The organism is Alkalibacterium pelagium, assembly GCF_900109325.1.
In the GTDB taxonomy this organism is placed as follows: domain Bacteria; phylum Bacillota; class Bacilli; order Lactobacillales; family Carnobacteriaceae_A; genus Alkalibacterium; species Alkalibacterium pelagium.
Genome location: NZ_FNZU01000008.1, coordinates 1 through 13,290 on the forward strand (window position 1 = coordinate 1; position 13,290 = coordinate 13,290).

At 42.5% G+C, this 13,290-nt stretch carries 16 protein-coding genes and 1 pseudogene; all 17 read left to right on the forward strand.

Features of this window, described 5'->3' with window-relative positions:
• Positions 1 to 138: pseudogene (locus BMX79_RS12850) on the forward strand (ISL3 family transposase); the annotation flags it as partial.
• Positions 139 to 367: 229 nt separating this feature from the next.
• Positions 368 to 1,381 (forward strand): flagellin N-terminal helical domain-containing protein, encoded by a 1,014-nt coding sequence (locus BMX79_RS07300; RefSeq protein WP_091480927.1) that lies wholly within the window; start codon positions 368 to 370, stop codon positions 1,379 to 1,381.
• A gap of 123 nt (positions 1,382 to 1,504) precedes the next feature.
• Complete coding sequence (locus BMX79_RS07305; RefSeq protein WP_091480929.1) at positions 1,505 to 1,888, forward strand: flagellar protein FlaG; 384 nt, start codon at positions 1,505 to 1,507, stop codon at positions 1,886 to 1,888.
• Positions 1,889 to 1,893: 5 nt separating this feature from the next.
• Positions 1,894 to 3,303 carry a flagellar filament capping protein FliD gene (fliD, locus tag BMX79_RS07310; protein WP_091480932.1) on the forward strand — a complete coding sequence of 470 codons (1,410 nt, stop codon included), beginning with the start codon at positions 1,894 to 1,896 and terminating at the stop codon, positions 3,301 to 3,303.
• A 13-nt stretch (positions 3,304 to 3,316) separates the two neighbouring features.
• Positions 3,317 to 3,682, forward strand: a complete 366-nt coding sequence (locus tag BMX79_RS07315; RefSeq protein WP_091480934.1) for a hypothetical protein — start codon at positions 3,317 to 3,319, stop codon at positions 3,680 to 3,682.
• A 14-nt stretch (positions 3,683 to 3,696) separates the two neighbouring features.
• Positions 3,697 to 4,062 (forward strand): flagellar export chaperone FliS, encoded by a 366-nt coding sequence (fliS, locus tag BMX79_RS07320; RefSeq protein WP_091480937.1) that lies wholly within the window; start codon positions 3,697 to 3,699, stop codon positions 4,060 to 4,062.
• Between the two features lie 521 nt (positions 4,063 to 4,583).
• Positions 4,584 to 4,964, forward strand: a complete 381-nt coding sequence (flgB, locus tag BMX79_RS07325; RefSeq protein WP_091480939.1) for a flagellar basal body rod protein FlgB — start codon at positions 4,584 to 4,586, stop codon at positions 4,962 to 4,964.
• Positions 4,965 to 4,982: 18 nt separating this feature from the next.
• Complete coding sequence (flgC, locus tag BMX79_RS07330) at positions 4,983 to 5,423, forward strand: flagellar basal body rod protein FlgC (protein WP_091480942.1); 441 nt, start codon at positions 4,983 to 4,985, stop codon at positions 5,421 to 5,423.
• 31 nt (positions 5,424 to 5,454) lie between these two features.
• A complete protein-coding gene (gene fliE, locus BMX79_RS07335) occupies positions 5,455 to 5,769 on the forward strand; it encodes a flagellar hook-basal body complex protein FliE (protein WP_246117655.1) in 315 nt (104 codons plus the stop codon).
• 35 nt (positions 5,770 to 5,804) lie between these two features.
• Positions 5,805 to 7,409 carry a flagellar basal-body MS-ring/collar protein FliF gene (gene fliF / locus BMX79_RS07340; RefSeq protein ID WP_091480944.1) on the forward strand — a complete coding sequence of 535 codons (1,605 nt, stop codon included), beginning with the start codon at positions 5,805 to 5,807 and terminating at the stop codon, positions 7,407 to 7,409.
• Between the two features lie 54 nt (positions 7,410 to 7,463).
• Complete coding sequence (fliG, locus tag BMX79_RS07345) at positions 7,464 to 8,459, forward strand: flagellar motor switch protein FliG (protein ID WP_091481218.1); 996 nt, start codon at positions 7,464 to 7,466, stop codon at positions 8,457 to 8,459.
• Positions 8,443 to 9,219, forward strand: a complete 777-nt coding sequence (locus BMX79_RS07350; RefSeq protein ID WP_177165390.1) for a FliH/SctL family protein — start codon at positions 8,443 to 8,445, stop codon at positions 9,217 to 9,219. Before fliG ends, BMX79_RS07350 begins: the two co-directional genes overlap by 17 nt.
• Before the next feature lie 5 nt (positions 9,220 to 9,224).
• On the forward strand, positions 9,225 to 10,541 hold the full coding sequence (fliI, locus tag BMX79_RS07355) for a flagellar protein export ATPase FliI (protein WP_246117660.1): 1,317 nt from the start codon (positions 9,225 to 9,227) through the stop codon (positions 10,539 to 10,541).
• A gap of 12 nt (positions 10,542 to 10,553) precedes the next feature.
• Positions 10,554 to 10,991: a flagellar export protein FliJ gene (gene fliJ, locus BMX79_RS07360; protein ID WP_091480951.1), complete on the forward strand. Its 438-nt coding sequence runs from the start codon at positions 10,554 to 10,556 to the stop codon at positions 10,989 to 10,991.
• 30 nt (positions 10,992 to 11,021) lie between these two features.
• Positions 11,022 to 12,443 carry a flagellar hook-length control protein FliK gene (locus tag BMX79_RS07365; RefSeq protein WP_091480953.1) on the forward strand — a complete coding sequence of 474 codons (1,422 nt, stop codon included), beginning with the start codon at positions 11,022 to 11,024 and terminating at the stop codon, positions 12,441 to 12,443.
• A 15-nt stretch (positions 12,444 to 12,458) separates the two neighbouring features.
• Complete coding sequence (locus BMX79_RS07370; RefSeq protein ID WP_091480955.1) at positions 12,459 to 12,884, forward strand: hypothetical protein; 426 nt, start codon at positions 12,459 to 12,461, stop codon at positions 12,882 to 12,884.
• 1 nt (position 12,885) lies between these two features.
• Positions 12,886 to 13,278 (forward strand): TIGR02530 family flagellar biosynthesis protein, encoded by a 393-nt coding sequence (locus BMX79_RS07375; RefSeq protein ID WP_091480957.1) that lies wholly within the window; start codon positions 12,886 to 12,888, stop codon positions 13,276 to 13,278.
• Positions 13,279 to 13,290: the final 12 nt, after the last annotated feature.

Here is a 13,290-nt window from a genome sequence, read left to right on the forward strand (position 1 = left end):
AAGGTTCTTAATCGTGTGGCCTACGGCTACAGGAACTTTGCCAACTACAAGAATAGAATTATCATTCACTTTTCTTTAAAATCAGAAGCATCTCAACGTAAACATGCACAAAAAGAAGTGTATAGCATGGTGGCCTAGGCCACCATGCTATACACCCTATATAAACTCTCTGACATTTACTTATTATTCTTTACCAACGTTATTTGACGTAGAACCAGAAAATTACGACTGAAGCCAATGGCTTTGGTCTTTTTTTTCGAAAAAAGTAAAAAAGTTAAAGAAATGACTTAACAAAGATAGGGTCCTTCCGATAGTAAGTGTAGAAGGCGATGAGCCTTATAATCAAACACAAATGGAGGAAAACAATATGCGTATTAATACAAACACAGCAGCTATGAATACATACTCTCGTTTGACACAAGCAAACGGATCTAGAGGGAATTCAATGGCTAAACTATCATCAGGGCTAAGAATCAATAGAGCAGGCGACGATGCAGCTGGACTTTCAATCTCTGAAAAAATGAAAAACCAAATCTCAGGTTTGAACCAAGCTACACGTAACGCTCAAGATGGGATTTCACTTATTCAAACAGCTGAGGGTGCTCTTAACGAAACACACTCAATTCTTAACCGTATGCGTGATCTTACTGTTCAAGCAAAAAATGATACTAACACTAACGAAGACCGTTTAGCTATTCAGAAAGAAATGGATTCTTTAACAGAAGAAATTGATCGTATAGCAGGTCAAACTCAATTCAATACTAAAACATTATTGAATGGTGACTTTGCTGGTGATGGAAATGAACTTTCATTCCAAATTGGATCTAATGCAGGACAGTCTATTGAATTGAATATTGGTAATATGTCTGCTACAGGATTAAGTTTAAAAGTAGACAACGCCACTTTAAAAGTTTCTAATGTAGTATCGGAAGATGGTCAAGATGCGATTGATGAAGCACAAGAGGACCTAGTAACTGCACAAGAGGCTTTAGCTGCTGCAATTGATGCTGATGCAAATGGTGACCACTCTGCATTACAAGAAGCAGTAACGGCTGCTGAAGAAACTTTAGCAGCGGCACAGGAAGCTGCTACAGTTGCACCTGACTTTGATACAGTATTGAACACTATTGACTCAGCAATCACATCTGTATCCACTGAGAGAGCTAACTTAGGTGCTACTCAGAATCGTCTAGAACACACTATCAACAACCTGACTACAACTAAAGAAAACCTATCTGAAGCTAACTCACGTATCCGTGACGTTGATATGGCTGAAGAAATGATGGAATTCACTAAGAACAACATCCTTTCTCAAGCTTCAACGGCTATGCTTGCACAAGCTAACCAAATGCCTCAAGGGGTACTACAATTACTGGGATAATTCCGATAATTGGATAACGAGTATTAAATTTTTGTCAGAACCGAAGCGGTGGGTTGCTGCTTCGGTTCTATTTTACATAGTGAGTAGCACAAAACTATTACTTTATCAGAGGAGCTGGATTAAATGAGTCAGCGTATTGAATCTATTGATGCAATTAAAACGATCGACCGGGTTTTACAATCAAATAAAAGTGCGGTATCCTATTCTGGTGACCGTTATGTGGAGCCTATTAAGCCAGTTGAAGGGATAGACACTTCTTTTAACCGCGTCCAGTACGAACCCGCAAAAGAACAGGTCCAGAAGTGGGTTGACGAAGCACAAAGTGTCTTGCAGCGTGTTAACGCACAGCTGTCATTTAAGATACACGAAGGCACCGGACGTACACTCGTTCAAATCGTTGAAAAAGGCACTGATGAAGTAATTAGAGAAATACCACCTGAAAAAATGCTTGATGTCATTGCAGGTATATGGCAGTGGGCAGGCGTTGCAGTAGATAGAACGGAGTGAACTAAATGAACGTTATGGGGTTATATTCTGGAATCGACATGAGCATGGTTGATAAGCTTATGGAGGCCGAAGCAGCAAAAGGGGTCCGCTTTACGCAGCAGAAAGAGAACTATACAAAATCTCAAAACGCCTGGAGAGATATGAATACTCGTCTAGACACTTTACATAAGCGTTTAGAAGACTTGCAGAAACCTGACGTATTTAATTCTAAATCTGTACGATTAACTGGATCTGATAAATTTACTGTCACTGCAAATAGCTCTGCATCAATAGGCAACTATAGAGTCCAGGTATCAAGATTAGCTACTCAGACACGATTAGTGGGTAATGAAGTTTCCTTAGGGCCTGAAGGCACTATTCGAACACCATTGGGACTGGATGAGGGAACTCTGATATTAAATGTTGGTCAGGATAAATCCTTCGAAATCGAGCTTGACGAAACAGACAGCCTACGTTCTATAAGTGATAAAATCAATAGAACCACTGAAAAATCAGGGATACGCTCAAATATAGTGGATAATCGTTTGATTCTGACTCATGAAAAACATGGAGATAGAGAGCTTAGCGTAACTGGTGAACATGCGGAGTTCTTAGGATTGGCTGGTATGGAAGCTGAAAAAGGAAAAGATGCCGTTTTCTCTATTGATGGACTTGAAGTAACTCGTTCGTCCAATACCATAAATGATGTAATAGAAGGCTTAACATTTAGCTTGACCTCAGTTCATGGGGATAACGAATCTACTACGTTGTCTGTTACGGAAAATCTTAATAGAGCAGCAGATGCGGTGCAGAAACTCGTTGAGCAATACAATTCTACACAAAGTTTTATTAGAACACAATTGAGTGTAGGAGATCCGTCGGCTGAGAATAATCAGGCAGGGACATTGACAGGTGATGGTACCTTGATGCGCCTCCAATCGAGCTTGAGATCTATGATGACCAGTCAGGAAGCTCATGGCACGTCTATCAGAGGACTCCAGGACTTAGGCGTGACGATCGACCGTAATGGAACCGCAAGTTTCGATCGCAGTAAGCTAGATAAACAGATTAGAGAAAATCCGAATGAGGTATCCAAGTTTTTCTCTTCGACCAATACATTAACTGAAACAACCGAAGATGAAGAAGGAAATCCGGTTACTAACACTCGGACTGAACGAACTGGTTTTACTAGCAGTATGCGCTCATTCGTCAATCAGTACATCTCAAGTACAGACGGAATCATCAAGTCAAGGCGGGATACATATGACCGCATGATACGCGATGTCAATGACCGAATTACACGATTCGAAGAACGACTTGAGATGCGTAAAGACCGTTATATCAAACAATTTACAGCTCTTGATACGGCAATGATGCGAGCAGAGTCTCAGATGGACTTTATGTTCAGTCAATTAAATATGAATCAAGGGAAATAAGGAGGAACAGCTGATGACACCAAGTACAAATACGATATATATACTAAAAAAAGAGCATCTTCAAGAGATGCTGGATCGTCTGGTCAACTGGGATCAGTCAGCTGATTCCGCTCAGGAGGTTCTGGATCAAAATCAAGCTACCATAGAAGAAATCATCGAACTGGACAAGGAATTGTCACCGGATGAATTGTCCAATTTTACAGAAAATAACAGACAGCTTATCGAGCAGGTCATTTCAGTTCAGGAGCAACTGATCACAATTATCAAAAAAGAGTCTCACGAGCTTTCAAAACAAATGAAGCAAGTCAATAAACGGGATAAAGTAGTCAGTCATTATATGGAAAAAGAAGAGTCACTCTTCGTTGACCGGGAAGTGTAAGAAAGGAAAAAGCTATGAGTTATACATCTGCTTCAAAAGTATACAAGAAAAATCAGATTGAAACAGCTTCACCTAAGCAGTTGGTAGTCCTTCTCTATGAAGGAGCCATCAAATTTATTCGACTGGCAGAATTGTCTGTCGAAAAAGAAGACTTCAACAAAGTGAATACGAATCTGATCAAAGCACAGGATATTGTAACTGAACTGATGGTGTCACTCAACCATCAAGACGGTCAAAATGCGATTGCCAGTGAGCTGCAGTCGCTGTACTCATTCATTCTCAATCAGTTGATACAAGCCAATCTACATAAAGACCAGAAGAAGATGTTAGAGACACGTCATTTGATGTCTGAACTTCTGGAGGCATGGGCCAGCATTTGATGCTGGTCTTTTTGTATGTTTATAACCGGTTCTCATAGCGTCTACAGAATTACGTACGTAACGTTATTGAAATAATACTAAGAATTGACGATTCACCAATTTTTTCATCAATTTTAAAATAGATGGGTAATATTATTTAGTAGAGAGTTACCTTGAAATGCTGTCCATTGAGAAATTGAGCACGTTCACATAAATGTCATAATATGCAAAAAGTAATAATTTATCATTTGTCACAATTTAGGTATGACATAATTAACTATTCGAGGTGCTAACCTATTTCACATGGGATAGTGTTTTTGCTGATTTGATAACCTTTTTGAGTATCAAACTATATTTAATCGATGATTGAAAAAAGTTACAATTTTAATAAAATGGAAATGATATGTCACAAATCACCATTCTAAAGCGGTTTTATGTAAAAAAATACTATTGCGGCTGTTGATTTTGTTCGATAGAATTATCCATGTTGCTAAAAGAGTTAGTATATTTATACAGAGTTGTTATTTTATCGAGGTGAAATTATGTTTACTGGAGCGAATGTCAATCTAATCAAGAATGCTTTGAATGCCTCATCAATGAGACAGGAAATGATTTCTTCTAATATTTCAAACGTCAATACGCCGGGATATAAAGCAAAACGTGTTGAATTTGAAGATGTACTTAAGCGAACGATGGATGGATCATCTATGAGAAGTACCCACGACAGACATTTCGGAGTATCAGACTTGTCGGCAGTCAGTCCTCAAATTAAAGAACAGACTGGAAATCGTGTAAGAGAAGATGGAAATAACGTCGCAATCGATACAGAGATGGCTGAGCTGTCTGCCAATGCCATTTATTATCAGGCACTGACGACTCAGTTGAGTAATCACTATGGAACGATTCGTTCTGTATTACGTTAAAGATAAGGAGTAGAACTAATGTCTATATTTAATTCAATGCAGATCAATGCCAGCGGACTGACTCTAGAACGCTTCAAGCTTGATACAATCTCAACCAACATTGCTAATGTGAATACGACACGTACTGAAGATGGCGAAGGACCATATATTAAACAGACTGTAGAATTTGAAGAGAATCTTAAACGGATGACGTCCGGCTTTACAGGCGATACGGCTACTCGAAGCGCAGGAGTGCGTATTACCGGAGTCGAGGCTGATGAGGAAAATGTCCGAATCGTGTTTGAACCGAATCATCCGGACGCTGATGAAGAAGGCTACGTCGTTTACCCGAACGTCGATATGGCCGATGAAATGGTCAATATGATGACCGCCATCCGTTCTTATGATGCCAACGTTACAGCCGTAAACAGCAGTAAGGATATGCTGAAGCGTGCACTTGAAATCGGCAGACAAGGCTAACAAATAAATATATTTATAAGGAGTATGACATGTGATCAATTCAATGAATCAGCTATACACACAAGCACTAAATCAAGTCAATTTGGCAAGACCTAGTAATCCTGTACATACAGAAGAAACAAACCCAGCAGCGTTTACTAACCTTTTAAAAGATTCCCTGATGACCCTGGAAGGGAAGCAAGCTGAATCTGCCCAAGCCGTTCAGTCCCTGATCGATGGTACTGCAGACGATCTACATACAGTGATGATTAAAACTACAGAAGCACAACTCTCTCTAGAAGTCGCAGTTCAGATGCGCAACAGATGTTTAGAAGCATATAACGAAATAAAAAATATGCAGTTCTAGTTAATTAAACGTTTAATTTAGAGGGAGAGTCATAAATGAATAAAGTAAAAGACATCGGCACATCGATAAAGGATGGGTGGCAGCAGCTTGAAGAAAAAAAGCGTAAGCGCCTCGTCATTCTTGTATCGGTTGCTCTGATTTTACTGGGCACGATCGGCTACTTCACTCAAAGAAGTCAGTACACCGTTCTATTTTCCAACTTGGAAGAGGCAGATGCGGGTGCAATCGTAGAAGATCTGAATGCTCAGAATATGGACTACCGTCTTGAGGATAACGGAACAACGATCCTGATTGACGAGAAGCAAGTAGATAACTACAGAATTAACTTGGCAGTGAACGGGATGATGCCCGAACGGTCGACCGGATTTGAAATATTTGATAATACGAATATGATGACCACGGATGATGACCGTCAGATCATGTATCAGCGAGCACTGACTGGAGAACTTGAACGCTCTATTTCTTCGCTGCAGCAAATCGATTCTGCGAAAGTGATGCTGTCTTTACCAGAAGACAGCATTTTCCAGAATCCGGCTTATCGAAGTGAAGCATCTGCTTCAATAGTCGTTCAGACAAGGGGAACCGTTTCCCAGCAGAACATTCAAGGGATTGCCTCTTTAGTAACGGGAGCTGTTGACCGACTGCCTATGGAAAATGTTCAGATCGTCGATACAAACGGCAATTTGTTAAGCGGATTCCTTCAATCAGGTGGAGAAGGCATGGCGTCAGCCGACTTTTCTTCCAATCAGCAGGGAATCAAGCGGTCGTATGAAAAAGATCTGGAAGAACGGATCTTATCTCTTCTGGCACCTGTCTATGGGTATAACAACCTGAGAGTTATCGTCAATGCGTCGATGAACTTTGATGTCATTGAAGGTGAGAGCATTGAATTCACTGCTCCGATGACGGGCGAAGATGATGAAAACAGAGAAGGCCTTATAAGAAGTCAGACAGAGAGTTTTGACGGGGCGAGAGATATGCTGGCCGGACTAATAGCCGGTGGAGAAATGCCGGTTGCCGAAGATGGAGATGAAGATTTGTCATCTTCTCTTGACCGGACAATCAACTATGAACTGGATCAGGTGACTGAACGCTATGTCCGTGCACCAGGTGTAGTCGAAGGTATCAATGCATCAGTGGTTGTCAATCAGAATGCTGGAGTTGTACCTGCAGAACCGCAGATCAGCAGGATCGTTAGTCGTGCACTTGGGCTGGATAATCAGGCAGAGATTCCTCTTCCTGGAGATGTCACTGTTGAGATATTACCATTTGCTGAAGGTGAGGACCTGGCAATTGGTGGGGGAGACGGCATTATGGATGAACTAGTGAACTTCCTGACATCAAGCTGGCTGTTCATGTCACTCGGTTTAGTACTAGTCATTGTGGCTATTGCAGTTCTGACACTGTTGAAACGTGGAAAAGAAGCTCAGCAGGCTGAAGAGATGGCAGTTCAGGAAGCTATCCAGCCGGAGCCAGTACTTGTACCGGAAGTGGATCCGATCGAACAGATCGACAAAGAAAACGAAGTGCTTCAGCATAAGAACAAAGTTATGTCTGAAAAAGAAGACCGCGTTCGCACTCAGGCAAAAGAAAACCCTGAGCTTGCTGCTGAATTAATGAAAGTTTGGTTGAAAGACTAGAAAGGGTGTCCGGAATTGCCAGAAACAACAGAAAAAATAGCATCCTCTAAAGAAATGGACGGAATTAGAAAAGCGGCTATATTTATGATCTCGCTGGGGCCTGAAACCTCAGCGCAGATCATGAAGCAGCTGCCGGATAAGTTTATACAGAAAGTCAGCTATGAGATTGCCAATATCGATCACGTCAGTCAGAAGGAAAGAGAAGACATCATTAATGAGTATCTGGAAATGTCCCAGGCCAGAGAATATATACTTGATGGCGGCTTCGATTATGCCAAAACATTGCTGAACAAGGCATTAGGTACTCAGAGAGCAAAAGAAGTCATCGACATGCTGAACCAGATTCAGTTGAGGGAGCGGCCATTCAACATCGCTCGAAAAGCCGATCCTGCCCAGCTGACTAACCTGCTTTTAGGTGAACAGCCTCAGACGGTTGCACTGATTTTATGCTACATGCAGCCGGATAAAGCCGCACAGATACTGATCAATTTCCCGACTGAAAAACAGTCGGAAATCGCAGAACGTATCGGTACGATTACCAGTACATCCCCAGCTGTGATTGAAAAAATTGAAAAGGTCATTGAGAGTAAATTCTCTACATATATTGAAAACGACACTGAAAATGTAGGAGGGGTATCGACACTGGTTGAGATCCTCAACCAAGTCGGCCGTACGACTGAGAAAGCCATTGTCGGCGAACTGGAAGAACGTCAGCCTGAATTGGCTGAAGAAGTTAAAGCAAGTTTGTTCACTTTCGAAGATATCATCTCTCTACAGAAGAGCGATGTTCAAAAAGTTCTTCGAGAAGTCAACAACGACGATCTTGTCCTGGCCCTCAAAGGAGTCTCCGACGAGCTTCGTGACTTTATCTTTGACAACTTGTCGACCAGAGCTGTGGAAACTCTTAAAGAGGATATGCAGTTTATGGGACCAGCCCGTCTATCTGCGGTTGAAGAAGCCCAGCAGAATGTGGTCACCGTTATCCGCCGCTTAGATGAGCATGGGGAAATTTACATTATGCGAGGCGATCAAGATGCCATCATCGAGTAGAATCATCAAATCTGTTCAAGCAAAGACTGGACAGGACATGGATTGGGTTATTGATACAGCATATCAGTACGAAGAAGAGACTGAAGAGTATGAGGGTTACAATCAGGAAGCGGCTGATGAACTGGCCCAGGCTAAGCAGAAGAGTTCCCAGTTGATACAAAAAGCCCAGACTGAAAAAGAGCGTCTGATTCAGGAAGCGGAAGAAGAAATTGCCCGTCTGAAAGAAGAGGCGTATAGAGAAGCATTCGAAGGCGGTCGAAATGAGGGCTTCAGGCAAGGATTCAGTGAAGGTCAGGCCCAAGGATTCGAAAAAGGCAAAGCCTACAGCCAGGAGCTGATGAGTCAGGCGAGAGCCATGATCACTGAAGCTCAGCTGAATATCGAAGAGTATATTCAGGATAAGAAAGACAGCCTGCTTTCGCTTGCGATCCACATGGCTCAGAAAATCGTTCAGGAACAGCTTGACCTGACGCCGGACGGGATTATGGAACTGGTCCATCCAGTCCTTCATCAGCTTGACCGAAAAGAGGATTACGTCAGTCTGACTGTGCATTCTTCCAAGAGGAAAGAGTTGAGAGATCGCCTGCCTATGCTGGAAAAAAATTATCCAGGTGTCAGATTTGTCGTTTTTGGAGATGACAATATCGACCCGTTGGGCTGTATCGTTGAAAGTGCACATAAAGTCGTAGATCTACAAGTAAGAAAACAGCTGGAAACTATGGTGGAAGAGATGAAAGAAAGAGAACGTGAGATGAATTGATCGATATTCCATTCGAGTTATATCATGAAACGTTGAATAAGAAGGCAGTAGCACTGAAGCACGGGAAAGTCAGCCAGGTCATAGGACTGATAATTAAAGTCGATGGCCTTGACGCCTTTATCGGTGAAGTCTGTGAGATCGAAATCAAATCCCGAGCAAAGACGGTATTAAGTGAGGTTGTTGGATTTGTCGATGAAACGGTTCTCTTGATGCCTCTGGATGATCTGGACGGCATTGGGCCCGGATGTCTTGTTCGACCGACTGGAAAAGCACTGAAAATCGAAGTGAGCCCGGATATGCTGGGTAAAACATTCGATGGACTGGGCCGGCCACTGAGTCAGGGCGCTCTGGAAAATACAGCGACTTATGATGTGAACCGGGCGTCACCAGACCCCTTCAAGCGCCCAAGAATCAGCACGATCATGCAGACCGGTGTTAAAGCGGTTGACGGCATGCTGACTGTTGGTGAAGGACAGAGGATGGGGATTTTCGCAGGATCCGGTGTCGGTAAATCAACACTTCTGGGTATGATGGCCAGATACAGCGACGCTGACGTGATCGTTATCGGACTGATCGGGGAACGTGGTCGTGAGGTTCTGGAGTTCATTGAAAATGATCTTGGACCGGAAGGCTACAAGAAATCCGTCGTCGTCGCTGCCACGTCCGACCAGCCGCCTCTGGTCAGACTTAAAGGCGCATACGTCGCAACGGCTATAGCGGAATATTTCAGAGATCAGGGCAAGAAAGTCGTCCTAATGATGGATTCAGTCACTCGTGTCGCCATGGCACAGCGTGAAATCGGTCTGGCTACAGGCGAACCACCGACCACTAAAGGATATACGCCTTCGGTCTTCACAGTTCTGCCAAAGCTTCTGGAACGAAGCGGAAACGCTGAATCAGGATCAATCACGGCTTTCTACACGGTACTGGTTGAAGGTGACGATATGAATGAACCGATTGCGGATTCTGTTCGAGGGATTCTGGATGGACATATTATCCTTTCCAGACAAATCGCTTCAGAGAACCATTATCCGGCAATCGACATTCAAAACAGTCTCAGTCGGCTAATGAAAGAACTCGTCTCAGACAGTCATGATGAAACAGCCGGAAAGATAAGAGAAAACCTGGCAACTTATAGAGAATCGAAAGACCTGATCGACGTAGGTGCTTACCAGCAGGGATCCAATCCGATTGTTGACCAGGCGATCAGACTGAACCAGCCAATCAAATCATTCTTGAAACAGAAGACGTCAGAATCGTATGACTTTGAAGATACAGTTCAGGCTATGCGAGCTGTTCTAAATAATCAGCCGATAAGATAAGGAGTAGATTGAATGCAGAATTACCGTTTTTCAATGGAAAAAGTACTCGACTGGCGGGAAGACCTGGAAGAAGAAGCCCAGCGGGTCGTGAAAGAAAAGGAAGATGCCGTTATGACTGAGCAGGCCAAACTTGACCGAATGGTGTCTGAAAGCAGACGACTTAAAAGTGAGAACCTGTTCAAAACCAGCATCGACCATCTGAAACGTCACAGCTTATATAAAGATCTGCTCGATGACAAGATCATCAGGCAGCGCCTGTCTCTACAGAAAGCGGAGCAGGAGCTTGAAAAGGCCAGACTTGATCTCCAGTTAGCACATAGAGACAAGAAAGTCATGCAGAAACTGGATGAAAAAGAACATTACCGCTTTAAAGAAGAAGAAAAGAAAAAAGAACAGTCCCAGCTGGATGAACTGACCACCCTGACTTACGGCAGACCATCCCTGTTCTAATTCTAATTACATAAGTGACAGTGAAGGGAGGTGAATACAATAGATATCGCAGCCTTATCTCAAATAAAGACTACAAGTGTAAAAAATAATAGATCAGCTGATGTGGATCAGCCACTCTTCTCGAAAGAGATGGAAAAGTTTGCTGGTCATAAAGGCACTAAAGAGAGCGGAGATTTGAAAGGTGGATCGTCCCAGACCCCTATTGAATCTGAAGGAACCGAAGAACTCACAGAAGAGGAAGAAGTAGATTTTACCCTCATTCATCCATTTGTCAGACTGCACCAGGGGCTGGATGAACTACCAGTTGAGTTAGGTATTACTGCCCTACATAATGAAACGATTGAAGCAGATGATACTCAACCGGTACAGAACTCTCTAAAAGTAGAAGAGAAAACTACACATTCAGAATTAACTGCTTCACAGATTCTGGAAGATTCCTCATCATTGAATGAAACACTGGTTCAAATGATAGAAGAAGACCCTGTTGGAAATATTAGTACTGAAATAAAGGCAAATCTATCACCAAACGGGACTCAAAAACTTGATGGGGCCTCAGATCAAGCTGGAAGCAATTCAGCTAAACTAGTCGATATTGATAGAAAGCAAGGAGAAGTGAATGATAAATATACATCAATTGACTCTCAAACTTCTGAAACTAATTCAGTTGAGTATGAGGTAACAGCTGCAAGAAAGGATCATTCCGACCTTATTAATGACCGCCCTGTGGCTAGTGGACACAAAAATGATTCATTAGAAAGAATGACGGTGCAGCCAGAAAGCTCTATAGAAAATTGGGAGGGCCAAACAGAAGATTTGATTACTGAACCATCTTTAAAATTTTCTGTAAAAGAGTCTGACTCGCAAAGTAATTCGATCGAAAATAAGCCGTTAGAACAGAACCTTTCTCAAATGAGTTCTACAGATACTCAGGTGACCAAGACAAGTACAGAAGTCATGGCGCAGCCATCAACACCAGTAACTCAGGAACAGAGTCTTGATGTGATCAGTGAGATGCTGATGACTGTCAGTACAGAAACAAATGGAGAAAAGATCTACAACTCTACGTTGACTTTGACCCCGGAAACTTTAGGAGAAGTAAAAATCGAACTGGTTTATACCAAAGATGGGATAAGTGGCCAGCTTGTCTTCAGCTCTGAAGAATCAAAAGAGTGGATGGAGAAGCAGTGGAATCAATTGAAACTGCCGCTTGAAACAAAAGGGATCTTCATGAATCAGTTTGAATTCTCAGTTGTGGAACCCTCTGCCGTTTTTAATCAGAATGCAGACACATTTGCACAAACCGGTCAGCAGTTTAACCAGCAGTCACAACAGCAGTCAGCGAGTGCTTCACAATCATCAAATGATAGTCGACTCGTAACAGAAAGTAATGAAGAAATAGAAAATAGGACTGACTCAGAAAGTGAGAGTACAGGACTAAATTTATATGCATAAGAAAAGGAGCAGATCATGACTATTCCATCAAATATGATGATCGGATCGCTCAAGTCGATCCAGCCAGAAGCAGAGACTCGTCAGAATTCTGATCTCGATATGGAGCAGTTTTTATACATCATTGCGAATGCTATGAGCATGCCTTCATTCGATGGACAGGGAAGCGGTGGCGGTTCTGAAACAGATTACATTGGACAAATGGTCCAGTTCGGTATGCTGAACGCAGTAAATGATCTGAACGATACCATGCAGACGAGTATGCTGATGAATCAGCAGCAGCAGGCACTGAGCCTGGTCGGAAAACAGGTAACCATAGCCGGCAAAGAAGACCAGCTTGTAAAAGGTGCTGTAGAAAAAGTAAGATTTGACGAAGGCTACGCCACATTGATGGTAAACGGCAAGTTATATCAGATGAACGATGTCATCGAGGTGAGCCAGTAAGATGGTACAGCCCATACAAGGAAATCACCCGATTAAACCTGTCAACAATCATAAAGACATATCTGATCGCAGAATAGATCCTGCTTTCCAGTCATTTATGAAAGAAGCTATCAGAGAAAGCAGTACCCTCAGTGAAGGTGTGACCTTTTCGAATCATGCTCAGAAGCGTCTCGATCAGCACGGCTTCAAGTTGAATCAGAATGATTTACATTTACTGGAAGAGGCAGTTGAAACGCTTGAGGCAAAAGGGTCCAGGCAGTCACTGATTCTCTACGATGATCTGGCTCTCATTGCCAGCATCAAGAATAAAACAGTTATAACTGCATTAAAAGCAGACGAAATGAACGATGTCACTAATATAGACAGCGCAATACAGATAAACAAAAATAGATAAACGTAAAAGCCG

What these genes read in the sequence shown, in the direction of transcription:
- flgC (WP_091480942.1), top strand. Translation starts at nt 4,983, where the DNA reads ATGTCTATATTTAATTCAATGCAGATCAATGCCAGCGGACTGACTCTA.
- fliS (WP_091480937.1), top strand. Translation starts at nt 3,697, where the DNA reads ATGAGTTATACATCTGCTTCAAAAGTATACAAGAAAAATCAGATTGAA.
- BMX79_RS07350 (WP_177165390.1), top strand. Translation starts at nt 8,443, where the DNA reads ATGCCATCATCGAGTAGAATCATCAAATCTGTTCAAGCAAAGACTGGA.
- fliG (WP_091481218.1), top strand. Translation starts at nt 7,464, where the DNA reads ATGGACGGAATTAGAAAAGCGGCTATATTTATGATCTCGCTGGGGCCT.
- BMX79_RS07300 (WP_091480927.1), top strand. Translation starts at nt 368, where the DNA reads ATGCGTATTAATACAAACACAGCAGCTATGAATACATACTCTCGTTTG.
- flgB (WP_091480939.1), top strand. Translation starts at nt 4,584, where the DNA reads ATGTTTACTGGAGCGAATGTCAATCTAATCAAGAATGCTTTGAATGCC.
- BMX79_RS07370 (WP_091480955.1), top strand. Translation starts at nt 12,459, where the DNA reads ATGACTATTCCATCAAATATGATGATCGGATCGCTCAAGTCGATCCAG.
- fliD (WP_091480932.1), top strand. Translation starts at nt 1,894, where the DNA reads ATGAACGTTATGGGGTTATATTCTGGAATCGACATGAGCATGGTTGAT.
- BMX79_RS07305 (WP_091480929.1), top strand. Translation starts at nt 1,505, where the DNA reads ATGAGTCAGCGTATTGAATCTATTGATGCAATTAAAACGATCGACCGG.
- fliJ (WP_091480951.1), top strand. Translation starts at nt 10,554, where the DNA reads ATGCAGAATTACCGTTTTTCAATGGAAAAAGTACTCGACTGGCGGGAA.
- BMX79_RS07375 (WP_091480957.1), top strand. Translation starts at nt 12,886, where the DNA reads ATGGTACAGCCCATACAAGGAAATCACCCGATTAAACCTGTCAACAAT.
- fliF (WP_091480944.1), top strand. Translation starts at nt 5,805, where the DNA reads ATGAATAAAGTAAAAGACATCGGCACATCGATAAAGGATGGGTGGCAG.
- BMX79_RS07315 (WP_091480934.1), top strand. Translation starts at nt 3,317, where the DNA reads ATGACACCAAGTACAAATACGATATATATACTAAAAAAAGAGCATCTT.